This window comes from Dactylosporangium roseum (genome assembly GCF_025264685.1).
Taxonomy (GTDB): domain Bacteria; phylum Actinomycetota; class Actinomycetes; order Mycobacteriales; family Micromonosporaceae; genus Dactylosporangium; species Dactylosporangium roseum.
In genome coordinates this window covers 2,839,447-2,856,528 of record NZ_CP073721.1, presented here as the reverse complement: position 1 = coordinate 2,856,528, position 17,082 = coordinate 2,839,447, and the positions used below count along the sequence as shown (strand labels likewise).

Genomic DNA, 17,082 nt, shown 5'->3' with positions numbered 1-17,082 from the left:
TCGGTGGCACGTGACCACACGTCCTTGAGGCGAAGGTTGAGCGACGGGATCCGGGCGATCGCCCGCATCCCCGTGGTCGGGCCGCTCCTGGCCCGGCTACCCCACCTGATCATCGTCGTGCTGCTGGTGTCCTTCGGCACGTTCATGCTCGTGCAACTCACCTCGGGCAGTCCCGCGGCCGCCATCCTCGGGCCGTCCGCCACTCCCGAGGCGGTAGCTCAGATCAACAGCGAGCTCGGCCTGGACAAGCCGGTGCTCGACCAGTACCTGGACTGGATCGGCGGCGTGTTGCACGGCGACTTCGGAAATGCGCTCGTCCCGCCGTACGGTACCGTCGCGTCGCGCATCCTGATCGCTCTCCCCGTCACCATCCAGCTCGCCGTCATGGCGCTGCTCATCGCGTTTCTCGTCGCGATCCCCGCCGCGGTCTACGCGGGATACCGTCCCGGTGGCAGGGTCGACCGGACGCTGAACGCCACCAGCATCGGTTCGCTCGCCGTGCCGGCCTTCGTGCTGGCGCTCGTGCTGGCGTTGCTGCTGACGTTGCAGGTGCACGCCTTCCCCCGTACCGGATGGGTATCGTTCACCACCGATCCGTTACGCAGTATCTGGAGCGCGTTCTTGCCGGCTCTGACGCTGTCCATGCCCATGATCGCGTACTTCTCCCGGGTGCTCCGGGCGGAGATCGTCCAGACCCTCCAGGAAGACTTCGTGCTCTTCGCGCGGCTTCGTGGCCTGCCGATCAGGACGATTCTGTTCCGCTACGTCCTGCGCCCGTCGTGTGTCTCGCTGGTGACCATCTCGGGCTTGTCGCTGGGATCCCTGCTCGGCGGCACCGTGATCGTCGAGTCCATCTTCGCCCTGCCCGGCATGGGCAATCTGCTGCTCAACGCGGTCGTCAACAGCGACTTCCCGCTGGTTCAGGGTGGCGTGCTCCTGATCTCCATCACATATGTGGCGGTCAATACGGTCGTCGACCTGTCCTATCGCCTGATCGATCCGAGGATGCGAAATGCCTAGAACCGTGGCAGAGAGCGCCCCCGGCACCGCAGTGGCCGCCGGCGCCGTGGCGCCGGCGGCGCACACCCGGCGCGCCCGGACCCGCCGGAAGTGGCTCGGCCTGGCGCTCGCGATCGCCGGCGTGGCCTTGTTGTTCCTGGCCGTTCTACCGGCGGCGAACCTATCCGCGGGGCCGCGCTGGCTGATCGGCTTCGCCGGTCTGTTCGCCTGGTTCCGGGGGACCGACCGGGCGGCGAAGGCCCATTTCGGCCCCCAGTTCCAGACCGGGCTGTGGCTCGCCGCCTTCTGGACCGGGATCATCGTCCTGCTGGCCGTGATCGCCCCGCTGCTGCCGTTGCAGAGCCCGACCCACCTTCCGCTGGACACTTCGTCCTGGATCTCCGCCGACCTGTTCGGCGAATACGTCCTCGGCACCGACGCCAACGGGCGCGACGTCCTTTCCCGGATCATCAACGGAGCTCAGGTCTCCCTCATTCTCGGTATCGGTAGCGCCGCGATCGGGGTGGTCGTCGGAATGACCATCGGCATCCTCGGTGCGCACTACGGCGGACTTCTCGACGCGATCATTCGAGTCGTCACCGACAGCTTGCTGAGCTTCCCGCCGCTGGTCCTGCTGCTCGCGCTCGTCGCGGTGCTGAAGCCGACCTACGGCACGCTGTTCCTCGCCTTCTCGTTCTTCGTCGTCCCGTCGATGGTGCGCCTGTCGCGAGGAACCGCGGCACGGCTCGCCGCACGAGAATACGTGCTGGCCGCGAAGGCGCTCGGCGCGCGAGGCCCGCGAATCATGGTGCGGGAACTGCTGCCCGGGGTGGCCCGCGTGCTCCTCCCGTTCAGCGGAGTCATCGTCGCGGCGCTGATCATCGCCGCAGCGTCGCTGAGCTTCCTGGGTCTGGGTGTTCCGCCACCGGCCCCCACGTGGGGCGGCATGATCTCGGAGGCCCAGGACGTCCTGCAGAAACACCCGCAGGGCGTGCTCATTCCCTCCATCGTCTTGTTCATCACCGTGATGGCCTTCAACAGGCTGGGTGAGGGCGCAAGAGCTGCCACAGACACGAGAGAGTCGGTTCTCGGGTGACAACTACTTCTCCGCCTCCTTCCAATTCGGCCTCAGCGTCGAGCGGTGCCCCGCTGCTGGAGGTCACCAACCTGTCTACGACGTTCACCACACCACGGGGCCTGATCCGGGCGAACGACTCGATCAGCTTCACACTGCGGCGTGGCGAGACCATCGGCGTGGTGGGTGAAACCGGCTCGGGCAAGACCGTGCTCGGCCGGTCGATCCTGGGCGTACTGCCTTCGCGATACACGACCTACACCGGCTCGGTTCGCTTCCAGGGCACGGAGCTGACCACACAGAGCCGCGCGGAACTCGCGAAGCTGTGGGGCTCGGAACTGTCCATGGTCATGCAGAATCCGATGACAGCACTGGCGCCGGCCCGGCGCATCGGACAGCAACTCGCCGACGGGCTCCGCCATCACCTCGGCATGTCTCGGAGCGAGGCGAAGGCAGAAGCGATTCGGCTGTTGTACGACGTGCGCATTCCAGACCCGGAGCGACGCAGCAAGGCGTTCCCGTACCAACTGTCCGGCGGTCTGCGTCAGCGGGTCACCATCGCGCTCGCACTCGCGGCGAACCCGAGCCTGCTCATCGCCGACGAGATCACCACCGCGCTCGACGTCACCGTGGCCGCCCAGATCCTCGACCTGCTCGGCCGGATTCGCGACGAGCGGGCGATGGGCATGATCCTGGTCAGCCACGACCTCGGCGTCATCGCTACCCGGACCGACGCGGTCAAGGTGATGTACGCCGGGCGGATCGTGGAGTCGGCTACCACCCGCGCGTTGTTCGCCTCTCCGCGGCACCCCTACACCGAGGCGCTTCTCGGCTCGATACCGCGCCACAGCCATACCCCGCACACGCCGCTGAACGCCATTCCCGGCGCACCACCCAACCTGGGCCGGCTTCCCGTGGGCTGCTCCTTCGCGCCGCGGTGCGCGTATGCCCAGGATCGCTGCCGGGAGGAACGGCCGGAACTGGTCGACGACGGCACCGGCCACGCGGTGGCGTGCCACTTCCCACGCAATCTGCCGGGCTCGTCGGTCGGCGCCGGAACGAACGAAGCGGTTCGTGTGGAGAACAAGACCGCGAAGGTCTGCGAAGAACGCAACGCCGTCGACGTCAGTGTCGCGACTGGCTCCCCGGCAGCTAGGGAAGGTGGAACGTGAACGCCCACGGCCCAGAAGAACACGGCCATGCCGTCAGCGCCGATCGAACCGGCGAGGCGCTCGTCGATGTTCGCAACTTGTCGGTCACCTATCAGGTGCCCGCCGGCCGCCTCCAGGCCGTCTCCGACATCTCGTTCACGATCGAGAAGGGCGAGACCCTGGGTCTGGTCGGTGAGTCGGGGTGCGGGAAGTCGACGGTCGGCCGAGCCCTGGTGTGTCTTCCACAGCCCGAGCACGCGAACATCATCTTCGAGGGTGTCGACATCGCCAACCTGTCGAAGGCGAAGCTGCGCAAGATGCGCACCCGGATGCAGATCATCTTCCAGGACCCGACCTCCGCGCTGAACGGCGGGCGCAAGATCTCGGAGGTCGTCGCCGAACCCTTCGTGATCTGGAATACCTATCCGGACAAGGCCGAACGCAAGAAGCGGGTCGACGAACTGCTCCACGCGGTCGGCCTCGATCCGGAGGTGTTCGGCAACCGCCGCGCGCACGAGCTCTCCGGCGGCCAGTGTCAGCGCGTCGCGATCGCGCGTGCCCTGGCCTTGGAGCCCAGCTTCATCGTCTGCGACGAGGCGGTCTCGGCACTCGACGTCTCCGTCCAGGCACAGATTCTGAACCTTCTCGAGGAACTGAAGGAGAAGTACCAGCTCACCTTGCTGTTCATCTCCCACGACCTGTCAGTGATCCGGCACGTGTCCGACCGGATCTGTGTCATGTATCTCGGCGTGATCTGCGAGATCGGGCCACGCGACGCTGTCTACGACACGCCGCGACACCCGTACACCTCGGCCCTGATCGACTCGTTGCCCGAGCCCGACCCGACCCAGGAGCCGCAGCGTCCCCCGATTGAAGGTGACCTGCCCTCGGCGGTCAGCCCGCCGCCCGGATGCCGGTTTCACACTCGCTGCCCACGTGCGACGGCGGTCTGCCGCACCGAGGTGCCGCCCCTGGTTCCATTCGCGGATGCCGAAGGCCACTTCGTGGCCTGCCACCATCCGCTCGAGCCGGGCGAGAAGCTCGTGAGAACGGATGAAACGGCGCGGGCGAGCGATGCCTCAGCGCTTGCGCAGGCGACTGGATGAGCGGCTCCCACCATGCGGTAGACCTACCCGCTCAAGCCGACTCCGGGCGGATCGCCGGCCGGCTTCGGATCGCCCTCGTCGTCATCTGCGTCACCCAGTTGATGATGGTGCTGGACGGCACCGTGGTCACCGTGGCGTTGCCCTCCATCCAGCGCGGCCTGGACATGTCGATGGTGGGTCTGGTGTGGGTCACGACCGCATACACGCTCACCTTCGGCGGCTTCCTGCTCTTCGGCGGTCGGATCGGCGACCTGTACGGCCGGCGGCGGCTCTTCATGATCGGCGTCGGGCTGTTCACCGTCGGGTCGCTGGGCTCCGGACTGGCCGTCAACGACATCTCGTTGATCGTCACACGTGGCCTGCAGGGAATCGGCGGCGCGATCGCGTCCCCGACCGCCTTGTCCCTGGTGATCACGAACTTTCCGGAAGGGAAGTTGCGCAGCAGAGCCATGGGCGCATACGCCGGCATGTCGGCGGTCGGCGGTGCGATCGGACAAATCGTGGGCGGCGTGCTGGTGGACATGGTGAGCTGGCGCTGGATCTTCTTCATCAGCGTGCCGTTCGGCCTGTTCATCATGTTCCTCTCGCCACGCGTGCTGGACGAGGGCCAGCACCGCCGGGGGCGGCTCGACGTCATCGGTGCGCTGGCGGTCACCGCTGGGATGGTCTTGCTGGTCTTCGGCCTGACGAATGCCGCGTCGCACGGCTGGGGAGCCGCGAGCGTCGTGCGGTCGCTCATCGGCGGGGTCGCGCTGCTGGTCTTCTTCGTGATCTGGGAAGCGCGTACGCCCCACGCGCTGATGCCGTTGCGCATCTTCAAGGACCGAAACCGGGCCGGGGCCTACACCATCGGTTTCTTCCTGGGCACGAGCGGCATCGCCGCGTTCTTCTTCGTCAGCCTGTACCTGCAACAGGTCCTGGGCTTCAGCGCCCTGCAAACGGGTCTGTCGTTCCTGCCGATCGCCGGCGTGGTGATCATCGCGACGCAGGTAGCGTCACGGCTGGTCAACCGGTATCCGCCGCATCTACTGATCGCCGCCGGAGCGTTCTTGGTCGCCCTCGGGCTGGGTTGGCTCAGCACGATGGACGCGAATTCAAGTTTCTTCGACATCCTGCTGCCACAACTGGTGCTGTGGTACGGGTCGGGCACGACGATGGTGCCGCTCGTTCTCACCGCCGTGTCCAGCGTGAGCGAGGCCGAAGCCGGCCTGGCTTCGGCTGTGCACAACACCTGTCAGCGCATGGGCGGCGCCATCGGTCTCGGCGTCCTGGCCACGGTGTCGATCATGGTGACCGACACCGATCTGAAGTCCACGAGCGCCGGCGCGGTGACCGAGCAGGCACGTCACGCCGCCTTGACACATGGGTATGCGCAGGCACTCTTCGTCGGCGCGTGCATCGCGATCTTCGCCTTCGCGCTGACGATGCTCATCCTGGGCACGAGTAGGGGCCGGCTGGCGCGCAAGCGTGCCCGGCTCCGGAATCCGGTGTCCAGCGACGGATCGGGCCTGACCGGACAACCCTGAGTCCATCGCATCAGGGTCACGTCGAGGTCGGGTGGCAAGGAGCGGCTGACCGGCCGCAGCGTATCGAGCACGATTCTGCAAGGCAAGCACGGAGAGAATGGGTCAGGGAAATGGGAGATCTGGACAAGAAGGTCGGCGTCGTGATGGGAGCGGGGCCGGGCATCGGTCGCGCGACCGCGCTCGCTCTGGCCAACGCGGGCGCCGACGTCGTCATAGCCGCACGCAATCTGGAGCGCCTGGAGGCGCTTGCCGACGAGCTCACCGACCAGACCGGCCAGCTCATCATCCCCCTCGAGGCCGACCTCGGGGACCTCGCGTCCTGCAAGACCCTCATCGCGGAGACCGAAGAGCGCTTCGGCCGCCTCGACGTCCTGGTCAACGTCGCGACCGGCGGTGGCTCCAACGCGCCGATCATCGATGCGGACTGGGACGGGTGGCGGAAGGCCTTCGAGCTCAATGTGATCGGCAACCTCGAGCTCAGCCGCCTGGCCGCGAAGATCATGATGCAGCACGGTGGTGGCTCGATCATCCAGATCGGCACGTTCGGCACGCACAGCCAGCCCGTCCGTCAGGGGTCGTACACCTCGACGAAGGAGGCACTGCTGTCCGCGTCGCAGACCCTGGCGAAGGAACTCGGGCCGAACAACATCCGGGTCAACGTGGTGACGCCGGGCTACACCACCGGGCCCAACCTGGACCACCTGTTCGCCAGCGTGGCCGAGCGCACCGGAGAGTCCGTGGAGGAGGTCTCTCGGCGGCTCGCGAAGACGGCCGCGCTCCGCAGCCACGTCGACCCGGAGGACATCGCCGCCGCGGTGCTGTTCTTCGCCGGGCCCGGGGGCGCCCGCATCACGGGCGTCGAACTGCCCGTGACCGCGGGCCAGCGCTGATTCGCGGCCGGTCGGCCCCAGCTCGGCGCCCGCCGTTCGCGGCGTGGCGGGCAGCCCACTCGCGGCGCGATTCCACGCCCGGCCCGCTCGTCGGAGCGGCCGCGCGTGGAACCGCGCCGGGCTGCGCGGCCGCCGACGCGACCCCGGCCCGAGGCGCGCACGCAGCTCAACACGAGCCGGCCCGGCGCGGTCGGCGTCCGCATGTGACGTCGCCGCGGCGCGGCTCGGAACTCGGCCACCGTCGGTGACGAGCCCACGGCATCCAGGTACAGCAGCGTGACCCCACGCTGCTGTAGAACAAGAATACAGTAGTGTCGATCAGGCCTTGCCGATGCGGATCTTGCAGGAAACCTTTGAATCGATCCGGTGTCTCGGACACGGCAACCGCGTCTAGCGATAGGCAACCATGACTAAACTAGAATTCAAAAATAGCCGTTCGAGCAATTTGGGCCGGCGTGCGCCTCGATCGCCCAGCAGCCCGGCGGGGGGCGGCAACTAATGTCCACGCCATTCAAGCTCGACCACCTCGCCATCGGGGTGGCGCAGTGGGCCGACGCGTATCCGCGCTTTGCCGTCGAGTTGGGCGGACGGTGGAGCCACGGTGGCGGCGCCGGGGAATTCTGGCCCTACCAACTGACGTATCGCGACAACATGCACCTGGAGTTCATCTCCCCCGGCGACAGTGTCGCCGGCTTCATGCGTCGTTTCATCGACCGTAACGGTCCCGGTGCGCACCACATCACGTTCAAGGTCCCCTCGCTCGACAGAGCATTGGAGGAGGTGGGCGGCCTCGGCATCTCCATCCTCGGCGGTCGGACCAACATGGACTTCTGGCAGGAAGCCTTCCTGCACCCGAAGCTGGCCGGCGTGGGCACGCTCATCCAGATCGCCCAGATCGACGAAGAGGCGATGGATCGGATGAAGATCGGCGCCAGGCGTCCGGCGGACTTCCCGGAGCGGCTCGGGCCACAGCACGGCGTGAGCTGGATCGGCCTGAGTGTCGAATCGCTTGGCCGGGCCAAGAATCTTTTCGTCGACGTGCTGCGTGGCAACGTCGTCGAGGAGGGCCCGGGGTGGGCCCGCCTGTCGTGGGGACCGTCGCGCGGATTGCTGCTGCGCGACGCGGCCGGTCTGCCCGGCGATCCTGAGCTCTGGGGGCAGGGTCCCCTCCCCGGCGTCGCCCACGTGATGTTCGGGCCCGCAGCCCTCTCGGTCGATGACATCGCCAGCAAGAAGGTCGAGGCCGATCCGCTGCCCGAGGATCCGCTGACGCGCACGCCGGTCTGGATGGTCGATCACATGGTCACCACGGACTGACGTTCTGAGCCGCTACGGTGCGGCACGCCGGCAAGGGGTCGGGTCGAGACTCGACCCCGGCAGGACGGTGACCGGCACGGCAGACTCCGATTGCAACGAGACCTCGGCTCTCGGAGGATCCTTGGACGGATCCCCTGACACAGCAGAGGTCTCGTTCCATCACCGGCATCGGCACAGGGTGCCGGCGATCATGCCGTCGCGGGCTTGAACAACCCCGCAGATCCTTAAGCTTCGCGGCCCCGGTAGATCAATCTGATGGCGTCGTCCACGCTCCGGAAGACGTCGTTGATCGACGACCGGTTCATGACCCAGCTCCGCAACTGCGTGACGAGCACCGACTCGATGGTAATGATGATCGCTCTGCGGTTCGCATCGATCGGGTCGTCGAAGGCAAGCTGCAGAGTTTGCGTGTACTGCGAGCCCATGGCATGGCTGTAGACCTCGGCCGCATAGGTGTCGGTCGTCGTCTCCATCATCATCAGCACCCGGAAGAACTGCGGCTGCACCTGGAACGCGCGGATCGAGCGGTAGAAGATCTCCCGCAGCCGGTCAGCTTCCGTCTCGCCTGCTGGGGCGGACTTTTCCAGCTTCGTCTTGAGCGCCTTCTGCCATTCGACGAAGACCGCCGCGAACAGGTGCTCCTTCGAGGCGAAGTATCGATAGAGGGTGCCCAGCGCGACTCCCGAGTCGCGCGCGACATCGGAGATCTTGACCTGCTCGTAGTCGCTATCCGCGAGTGCGCGCAACGCTGTCCGGATGATTCGGTGCCTGCGCGCGGCTTGGTTTTGCCGTAGCGTTTCCGGCGCCGGAGGCCCTGTGATTTGCAACACCTTCCCCGTCTTCCCATCTCCGATTCGACCTGATACTAGAACTAGAGCCTAGCACTCGGGGTCGATGTCGTCTGAGGGGGAATCCTCAAGACTTACGGATCAGCCGATATTCCCGGAGTCACCGGCAGTACTTGCGGACCCGGCGCATCAGGTATGCGTGGAAGCGCCGCGAACCGTTGTCCCGGATGGAGCGCAGTGACGCCATCCACCCGGCGACCGAGCGCGTTGCCACAGTGACGGCCCGTCCCACGGGCGGCACGTCACCCCAGCTCGGGCGCCCCTGTCCCGCACGGTGCTCCCGCCGGCCCACGGCCCGGGCAATGCGCGACCCCTTGTCACGCACTTCGGCCTCACCTAGCATCCCTCTCATGGAGCGAGCCGACCTCTCACCAGATGAGAGGCAAGAGTTGAGTCTTCCCGATCGGTTACTGACGATCGTCGAGTCGATTGCGAACAGTGATCAGCCGATGGGGGTCATGGCCATCGCCGCTGCCACCGGGATCGACAAGAGCGCTGTCTCGCGCCTGCTCAAGACCCTTGCCTCTCGGCGCTGGGTGGAGAAGGGCCCGGAGGGCTACGTGGCGGGCGCGGCGCTCATCCAGCTCGCCTCCAAGGCGGGGGTCGACGACATCATCGGCCGGCTCGCCTCCCGCGAACTGAACGTGCTGCTGCAGGCCACCGACGAAACCGTCAGCTTCCACCGCGTGGTCGGCTCCCAGCGCATCTGCATCCTGGGTCTGGAGAGCCCACAGATCATGCGCGGTCGCATCCCGCTCGGCGAGACGATCCCGCTCACCCACGGCACGTCCGGCAAGGTGATCCTGGCATGGGTGGACGAAGCTCTGCGTGCCCGGTTGCTCGCCGAGCTTGCGCCGGAGGTCCGCGAGAACGTCACCCGCCAACTCGTGTTCATCGAGGCGAACGGCTATCTCAGCACCGAGCACGACCCGAACCAGGGGGTCGGCGCCCTGGCGGTCCCGGTGTTCGGCCCGTACGGCATCGTCGGCTCGCTCGGCGCCATCGGACCCGCTGAGCGCTGGAACGCCGACCAGCGCCGCAAACACGCTCGCGTCGGTCTCAAATGCGCGGCCCGCATGGCCGCCGAGCTCGGCTACGTCGGGGATCGATACGAGCGCTGGGCCACAACCGCACTCGATCAGACACTGGTCGAGGCATGAACACCGTCGCCGGGCAGCCCCTGCTCATCGCGATGCTCATGATCCCCGGGCACGCCCGCGACGCCGCCGAGCGGGTCGCCCTCGGGCAAGCCGACGCCTACATCCTCGACCTCGAGGACACCGTGCCCGCCGCGGCGAAGGACGACGCCCTCCGCGCCACCGGTGACCTGCTCGGCAACGAGCAGGGTGGACGCGTCGTCTACGTGCGCGTGCATTCCGTCGACGCCGGTTGCCTGACGCGCGAACTCGACGCGATCGTCGGCCCCTCCCTGACCGGGATCAACTTGCCGAAGGTCGAGTCCGCCGCCGATGTCGTCGCGCTCGACAGCCGGCTGGCAGCGCTGGAGGCGGCTCGCGGCCTGCCGATCGGGCACACCGAGATCATGGCCACGATCGAGACCGCGCGCGGCGTGCTGCGCATGAACGAGATCGCCACCGCGTCCCCGCGTCTTCGGTGCCTGTGCGTGGGGGTGGGCGACCTGACGAGGGACCTCGGTCTGGAGCCACAGGGCGCCGAACTGTCCCCGGCGATCGTGGCCGCCCAGATCCAGGCCGTCTTCGCGTCCGCCGCGGCCGGTCTCCAACCACCACACGATTCCACGCACGCGGTGGAGCAGGACCTGGCCACCCTGCGCCACCGCGCCCAGGCCACCCGTGCGCTCGGTTTCCGAGGCAAACACGCCCTGCACGCCGCGCACCTGCCCGTCATCACCGAGATCTACACCACCCGCTGATCACCGAAACCTCGGTCATCGTCGAACGAAAGGCCCGACATCATGACCCTGCCGGACCGCGACTACGTCGGCTATGGCCGCCACCAGCCCAAGGGCTCCTGGCCGGGCGGAGCACGGGTGGCGCTGAACATCGCCGTCAACATCGAGGAGGGCAGCGAACGGTCCTGGTGGGCCGGGGACCGCCAGAACGAGGGCCTCAGCGAGGTCCCCCGCGCGATCGATCCCCGCTACCGCGACCTGGGCGTCGAATCGATCTACGAGTACGGCAGCCGCGCCGGCATCCATCGGCTGATGCGCATGTTCGACCGGCTCGGCATCCGGGTCACGGCGTTCGCCGCCGCCGCCGCGCTCGAACGCACTCCCGAGGTGGCGCAGTGGCTGAACGCATCCGGCCACGAGCTGTGCTCGCACGGGTATCGGTGGGCCGAGGCGTGGCACCTGAAGGAGGACGACGAACGTGCGCTCATCGCCAAAGCCGTCGAGACGTTCGAGCGCGTGACGGGGCGTCGCCCCGTCGGCTGGTACAGCCGCTGGATGCCGTCGCTGAACACGCGCCGCCTGCTCGTCGAGGAGGGCGGGTTCATCTACGACTCCGACGCCTACAACGACGACATTCCCTATTACGTGAAGGTCAACGACAACGCGCACCTCGTGGTGCCGTACACGATGGCCTACAACGACACCCACTTCGCCTACGGCCAGATGACCAGCCCCAGCGACTTCGAGGAGTACTGCACGAAGGCGCTGGACTATCTGCTGGCCGAAGGTGACGACGTGCCCCGGATGATGTCCGTGGGTGTGCATCCCAGACTTGCCGGCCAGGCCGCCCGTGCCAGCGCCTTGGAGAGCTTCATCACCGCCGCGCAGTCACGCGCTGACGTCTGGATCGCCACCAGGGAACAGATCGCCCGGTGGTGGCGCAAACAGTTCCCACCGGTTGCCACCGGGACCGGATTCACCTCCGGCGAATTCCAGGGCGGTTGATGAACGTGCCCGTACAGCGGCACGGCAAGGCCGGCCGTCGATCCATGTCGTCGTTTTCGGAGGAGTGCACCATGACATCGCTTACGCTGCTCATCAACCATGGCATCCTGAGCCTGAATCCCAACAGCCGGTTCGCCGACGGCTCCACCCCGTGGAGCGTGCTGGCCAATATCGCCCCCGGGCTCGTGCGGATGAACGAGGACGGGGAACTGCTGCCCAGCCTCGCCACCGAGTGGAGCCATGACGAGGGCTACCGGACGTTCCGGTTCACGCTGCGCGAAGGGGTCCGGCTGCACTCCGGCCGGCTCCTCACCCCCGAACTCGTGATCTGGAACTTCCAGCGCTTCTTCTCCGGTCGCTTTGACACCCTCTTCGGCCGCGACTACCAGGGTCTGACAGCCATCCGAGCCGACGGCGATCATGGCGTCGTCTTCGAGTTCGACCGTCCGTTCCCCGACTTCCTGCACTACCTGGCCTGGCGTACCTGCATCGTCGATGACGTCGCCGACCAGCCCTGCGGGGCCGGCCCCTTCCGGCTCGCCGAGTGGAAGCGCGGGGAGTACATCCGCCTCGAAGCGTTCGACGACTACTACGTGCCCGGCCAGCCGGCCGTCGATGAGATCAGGGTGATCTGGGCGTCCAGCGCCGAAGCCAAGCTCGCCGCCATCCGGAGCGGCAACGTCGACGTCATCGAGAACGTCCCGATGCTCGCCGCCGGCGCCCTGGCCGAAGAGGGCCTGCTCGAGTACCGCACGGTCGCCTCCACCCGTCGCGCCGCCCTCGTCCTGAACACGCAGGCGGGCCCACTCGCGGATCTGCGGGTGCGCAAAGCGGTCACGCACGCCCTCGACCGTGTCGAGCTGACCCGCATGCTCTTCGGCGACAAGGCGGCCCCGCTCACCCGATCGGTGTTGTCCAGCACGCCGAACCCGGCGATAACCCCGTACGCCTACGACGTGGAGACCGCCAGGACGCTCCTGAAGGAGGCCGGCGTCGGCGAAGGTCTCGTGCTGCGCGGCGTGTCCACGAAGGTCGCGCCGCTGCCGAAGGTCAGTGCCTACGTGACCGAGGCACTCGCCGAGCTGGGGATCAGCCTCGACGTGCGGTTCTACGAGGACCCGCCGTGGTGGCCGTTCGTGTACCTCGACACCGAATGGGACGTCGCGTTTCAGGGCATGGGCGTGCGACCCGCGCAGAACGTGGCGCTGCAACGTGACCATCGGTCCGATGGCCCGTTCAACGCGTCCGGCTTCGCCGATGCCGGCCTCGACGCCCTCATCGACCGAGCAGCCCAGCTCCCCGGGGGGCCGGCCCGCGCCGCGGCGCAGTCCGGCGCCGAGGTCACCTTGCACGAGAACGTCCCGTTCATCCCGCTGTACAGCGCGAAAGCCTGCTACGGCTGGAAGCCGGGCGTACAGGGCGTGACCACGAACGCGTTGGGCTATCTCGACCTGAGCGCTGCTACCGCGGCCGACCAGAGTTCCTGACCATGCGACCGCCTGCGCCCCCGGCAGGCGTCCCCGAAAGGCAGAGACCATGAGCGCACCACCTGCGCACCCCGCCGGGCACCCTCCCGCATCCGGCGGAACCGAAACGAGGCAGGCCACTCTCACGGTGCGCAACGCCTCCATCGCCTACGGGCCCAAGAACCCCGTGATCGTCAACAACGTCTCCTTCGACGTCGACCAGGGTGAGGCCTTCATCCTCATCGGCCGTTCCGGGTGCGGAAAGTCCACACTGCTGCGCTCCCTGGCCGGTTTCCAGGAACTGCGCAGCGGACAGATCCTGCTCGACGGGAAGAAGGCAACCGCACCCGGCCCCGACCGAATGATGGTGTTCCAGAACTTCGACCAGTTGCTGCCGTGGCGCACCGCCGTGCAGAACGTGGAATTCGCCATCAAGAAGGCCGGCTCGAAAGGCGCCGGCAGTGTTCGCCAACGGGCTCTTGACGCGCTGCAGATGGTGCACCTGTCAGCCGCGGCCGACAAGTTTCCGTCCCAGTTATCCGGTGGCATGCAACAGCGCGTAGCGATCGCCCGCGCGCTCGCGGTACGCCCCCGGATCGTCCTCATGGACGAGCCCTTCGGCGCCCTCGACGCCATGACGCGCGCGTCCCTGCAGGCCGAGGTGCTGCGCCTGCAACGGGAGATGAACATGACCCTCGTGTTCGTCACACACTCGATCGAGGAGGCCGTCTACCTCGGTGACCGGATCGGGCTCATGACCCCGCAGGGCGTGTTCGAAGGCATCTACACCAACGCCTTCCAGGGGCGGGTCGACAGCCCCGAGGGCACCGAGTTCGCCGGTGAGCTGCGTACGAAGCTGGAGGCGAGCGCGGTATGAACAAGCCGATCCAGAAGACGGCCGTCCGCGTCACCGTGGTGGCCGTGGTGATCCTGGCCTGGGAGCTCATCCCGCGAATCGCCGGAATCAGCCCCATCGTGCTCCCGCCATTCTCCAGCGCCGTCGAAGTGCTGTGGGAGCGGGCGCTCGACGGATCCCTGTGGCAGAGCTTGCTCGCATCACTGTCACTGCTGGTGCGTGGCGTCGGGCTGGGCATCCTGATCGCCATCGTGATGACGGCCGGATGTTTCATCATCCCCGGCGGACGTGAGGTCCTGCAGACCCTCGTGGGCCTCTTCAACCCGTTGCCGGCGATCGCGATCCTCCCGCTCGCGCTGTTGTGGTTCGGCTTCAGCGAGCGCTCGATGATCCTGGTGATCGTGTTCTCGGTGGTTTGGGCCATGTCCCTCAACGCCTACGCCGGGTTCTCCACCATCCGGCCGGTCCTCGTCGACGTGGGACGCAACCTCGGGCTGCGCGGGCCGCGCCTGATCGCAAGCATTTTCTTCCCAGCGGCATTGCCGCACTTGCTCTCCGGCCTGCGTATCGGATGGGCCTTCGCCTGGCGTACCGCCGTCGCCGCCGAGCTCGTTTACGGCGCCGCGGGCGGTCAGGGAGGCATCGGCTGGCAGATCTACCTGGACCGCTCGGAATTCAACACCGGCGGGGTGTTCGCCGGACTACTCACGATTGTTCTCGTGGGCCTCGTCGTGGAATACGGAATCCTCAACACCATCGAAACGCGAACGGTCAAAAAGTGGGGAATGGTGAACTGAAATGAAGACGTCCTGCAACGTCGCCCCGCCGACGCGCCGGCGCGGCATGACCGGCCTCCGGTACGCGGCGGCCGCCACCGTCGTCGCGCTGCTCGCCGCGTGCGGCTCGACATCGACCGGCTCCACCGGAAGCAACGGCGAGACCAACACCGTGAAGGTGGTCACGAACTTCGGAACGATCTACTACGGCCTGCTGCTCGGCCTGGACCTCTTGACACAGGAACACCCCGACCTGAAGGTCGAGCACGTCCAGCTCTCAGCCGGAGGGGACAGCCTCACCGCTCTCGCCTCCGGTCAGGCAGACCTGGTTTCGGTCGGCGTCTCGCCCGTGCTCATCGCCCGCGAGAAGGGCTTACCCGTACGTTTCGGCGGGGCGCTCGTGACCGCACACATCGCGCTGGTGGCGATGGACGAGAAATACCGCTCCCTTGCCGACTTCCAGCCCGGTGACCAGATCGCCACCCCCGGCCCCTACGCCGTTGGCTCCATCGCGCTGCTCGGCGCCGCGATGCGCGAGCTCGGCGACTGGAAGAAGGTCAACGGCATGTTCCGCATGATGCCCCACCCGGACGCGGTGACGGCACTCACGCAGCGGGAGGTGCAGGCGCACATGGCTACACCTCCATTCCTTCAGCAGGATCTGGCGAAGGGAGCCCACGAGGTGATCGGCGGCGACAAGCTGCTGGGCGCCCCCGTCCCGCTGGGAGCCTTCGCGTTCAGCGAGGCCTTCCACAAGAACAACCCGAAGCTGTATGCCACCCTCGTGGAAGCGATCGAACGCGGCACCGCAATGATCAACAATGACCCGCAGGCCGCTGCCGCGCGGCTGGCCGGCATCAAGGCCGTGCAGGCGACCAAGGAGAAGATCCTCGTCGAGCTGACCGAACAGGGCATCAAGTTCAACACCAAGTTCGAAGGCTACGCCGAGACCGCGGACACCATGCTGCGGATGGGGCTCATCAAGAAGAACCCGGCCCTGTCCGACGCGTCGTTCCCGAGCGTCACAGGTTCATAGCGACGAACAACATAAGATGGTGTGGCCCCGGCGTCGGCCGGGGCCACACGCCTTGCCGGACTCGACGCCGTTCGCACCGAGCAGCTCGCAGGGCATGGTTGCCCAGTATGTCCACAGACTCCACACGGTGAGTGCATGAGTGCCACGCGTTGGCCCGATCTGGCTAGCCTCGAACTGCTGTTGCTCGTCGCGGAGCAGGGCAGCCTCGGAAAGGCCGCGAAGTTGCAGGCCATTACTCAGGCGTCCGCGAGTCGACGGCTCGACACCCTGGAGCGCGAGCTCGGCGTCCCGTTGTTGCAGCGATCGACGTCGGGTTCGCGCCTCACACCGCAGGGACAGGTCGTTGTCGACTGGGCCCGTGCGGCGTTGGCGGCGTCGAACGATCTGCTGCTGGGCGTGCGCGCCCTTCGCCAGCAGCGCAACGCGTCTCTGCAGGTGGCGGCCAGCATGACCGTCGCCGAGTATCTCATGCCCGCTTGGCTTTCGAGCCTCCGCCGCACCATGCCCGAAGTTGAGGTCGGCCTCCGGGTGGTCAACTCACGACGCGTCGGTGATCTGGTTCGTGCGGGCGATATCGACGTCGGATTCATCGAGTCGCCGTGCGTGCCGCAAGGGCTCGCGACCAAGCGCGTCGCCCAGGACCGCCTTGCGGTGGTGGTCGCACCTCAGCATCCATGGGCGCGGCGGCGTGAGCCCCTCGATGTCGCGGACCTGGCCGCGACGCCGCTGGTGGTACGTGAGCCCGGCTCCGGCACTCGTCTTGCCCTGGAGCGCGCGCTGGCCGAGCGGGGCGCGATCGCCGCGCCCGTGCTGGAGCTGTCCTCGAACGCCGCGGTGAAGGTGGCGGTCGAGGCCGGTGTCGCCCCGGCCGTTCTCAGCGCCCTCGCGGTCGCCGCCGAGCTGCGCGAGGGCCGCCTCTTCGAGGTTCCCATCGGAGACCTCGACCTGCGGCGGCCGTTGCGCGCCGTGTGGCGGCGCAAACCCCGACTCCCCGACCCGGCAGCAGGACTCGTCCGCCTCGCAATGACGTCCCGCCCGTAACCCACTCCCACCCCGCGCCTCACTCAGCGTTGATCTTGCAGTTGTGGTGCCGAGACACTCCCTGAATGTCCGGCTTGTCAGGCACCACAACTGCAAGATCAACGCGGGATGAGGCCG

General features: G+C 67.3%; 16 protein-coding genes. 15 read left to right on the top strand and 1 reads right to left on the bottom strand.

Going from position 1 to position 17,082, the window contains the following annotated elements; translation table 11 throughout:
- Nucleotides 1–36 precede the first annotated feature (36 nt).
- The 7 genes from Drose_RS13830 to Drose_RS13800 all read left to right on the top strand — a co-directional run bounded on the left by Drose_RS13830 (nucleotide 37) and on the right by Drose_RS13800 (nucleotide 8,064).
- Nucleotides 37–1,020, top strand: coding sequence for an ABC transporter permease (locus Drose_RS13830; protein ID WP_260728590.1), 984 nt, complete (start codon nucleotides 37–39; stop codon nucleotides 1,018–1,020).
- Nucleotides 1,013–2,095, top strand: a complete 1,083-nt coding sequence (locus Drose_RS13825; RefSeq protein ID WP_260728589.1) for an ABC transporter permease — start codon at nucleotides 1,013–1,015, stop codon at nucleotides 2,093–2,095. The genes Drose_RS13830 and Drose_RS13825 overlap by 8 nt, the downstream gene beginning before the upstream one ends.
- Nucleotides 2,092–3,246, top strand: a complete 1,155-nt coding sequence (locus Drose_RS13820) for an ABC transporter ATP-binding protein (RefSeq protein ID WP_260728588.1) — start codon at nucleotides 2,092–2,094, stop codon at nucleotides 3,244–3,246. The genes Drose_RS13825 and Drose_RS13820 overlap by 4 nt, the downstream gene beginning before the upstream one ends.
- Entirely contained in the window at nucleotides 3,243–4,331 is a 1,089-nt protein-coding gene (locus Drose_RS13815; protein ID WP_260728587.1) for an ABC transporter ATP-binding protein, read from the top strand. Before Drose_RS13820 ends, Drose_RS13815 begins: the two co-directional genes overlap by 4 nt.
- Nucleotides 4,328–5,857 carry an MFS transporter gene (locus Drose_RS13810; protein ID WP_260728586.1) on the top strand — a complete coding sequence of 510 codons (1,530 nt, stop codon included), beginning with the start codon at nucleotides 4,328–4,330 and terminating at the stop codon, nucleotides 5,855–5,857. Before Drose_RS13815 ends, Drose_RS13810 begins: the two co-directional genes overlap by 4 nt.
- Before the next feature lie 110 nt (nucleotides 5,858–5,967).
- The gene (locus tag Drose_RS13805) at nucleotides 5,968–6,747 is read left to right on the top strand and encodes an SDR family NAD(P)-dependent oxidoreductase (RefSeq protein ID WP_260728585.1); all 780 of its coding nucleotides are present in this window, start codon (nucleotides 5,968–5,970) and stop codon (nucleotides 6,745–6,747) included.
- Between the two features lie 537 nt (nucleotides 6,748–7,284).
- Nucleotides 7,285–8,064 carry a VOC family protein gene (locus tag Drose_RS13800; RefSeq protein ID WP_260728584.1) on the top strand — a complete coding sequence of 260 codons (780 nt, stop codon included), beginning with the start codon at nucleotides 7,285–7,287 and terminating at the stop codon, nucleotides 8,062–8,064.
- A 224-nt stretch (nucleotides 8,065–8,288) separates the two neighbouring features.
- Here the strand turns inward: Drose_RS13800 and Drose_RS13795 are convergent, their stop codons facing one another.
- Nucleotides 8,289–8,810 carry a TetR/AcrR family transcriptional regulator gene (locus Drose_RS13795; protein ID WP_260728583.1) on the bottom strand — a complete coding sequence of 174 codons (522 nt, stop codon included), beginning with the start codon at nucleotides 8,808–8,810 and terminating at the stop codon, nucleotides 8,289–8,291.
- Between the two features lie 452 nt (nucleotides 8,811–9,262).
- On the opposite strand from Drose_RS13795, the gene Drose_RS13790 reads away from it, so the two are divergent.
- From Drose_RS13790 to Drose_RS13755, 8 genes are all read left to right on the top strand, one after another.
- The gene (locus Drose_RS13790; RefSeq protein WP_260728582.1) at nucleotides 9,263–10,072 is read left to right on the top strand and encodes an IclR family transcriptional regulator; all 810 of its coding nucleotides are present in this window, start codon (nucleotides 9,263–9,265) and stop codon (nucleotides 10,070–10,072) included.
- The gene (locus tag Drose_RS13785) at nucleotides 10,069–10,806 is read left to right on the top strand and encodes an HpcH/HpaI aldolase/citrate lyase family protein (RefSeq protein WP_260728581.1); all 738 of its coding nucleotides are present in this window, start codon (nucleotides 10,069–10,071) and stop codon (nucleotides 10,804–10,806) included. Before Drose_RS13790 ends, Drose_RS13785 begins: the two co-directional genes overlap by 4 nt.
- 42 nt (nucleotides 10,807–10,848) lie before the next feature.
- Nucleotides 10,849–11,790: a polysaccharide deacetylase family protein gene (locus Drose_RS13780; RefSeq protein WP_260728580.1), complete on the top strand. Its 942-nt coding sequence runs from the start codon at nucleotides 10,849–10,851 to the stop codon at nucleotides 11,788–11,790.
- Between the two features lie 71 nt (nucleotides 11,791–11,861).
- The gene (locus tag Drose_RS13775; protein WP_260728579.1) at nucleotides 11,862–13,277 is read left to right on the top strand and encodes an ABC transporter substrate-binding protein; all 1,416 of its coding nucleotides are present in this window, start codon (nucleotides 11,862–11,864) and stop codon (nucleotides 13,275–13,277) included.
- A gap of 127 nt (nucleotides 13,278–13,404) precedes the next feature.
- Entirely contained in the window at nucleotides 13,405–14,133 is a 729-nt protein-coding gene (locus tag Drose_RS13770) for an ABC transporter ATP-binding protein (protein WP_260728578.1), read from the top strand.
- On the top strand, nucleotides 14,130–14,909 hold the full coding sequence (locus Drose_RS13765; protein WP_260728577.1) for an ABC transporter permease: 780 nt from the start codon (nucleotides 14,130–14,132) through the stop codon (nucleotides 14,907–14,909). Before Drose_RS13770 ends, Drose_RS13765 begins: the two co-directional genes overlap by 4 nt.
- 1 nt (nucleotide 14,910) lies before the next feature.
- Nucleotides 14,911–15,924 carry an ABC transporter substrate-binding protein gene (locus Drose_RS13760; RefSeq protein ID WP_260728576.1) on the top strand — a complete coding sequence of 338 codons (1,014 nt, stop codon included), beginning with the start codon at nucleotides 14,911–14,913 and terminating at the stop codon, nucleotides 15,922–15,924.
- A gap of 180 nt (nucleotides 15,925–16,104) precedes the next feature.
- Nucleotides 16,105–16,965, top strand: a complete 861-nt coding sequence (locus Drose_RS13755; RefSeq protein WP_260728575.1) for a LysR family transcriptional regulator — start codon at nucleotides 16,105–16,107, stop codon at nucleotides 16,963–16,965.
- The last annotated feature ends 117 nt before the right edge of the window (nucleotides 16,966–17,082 follow it).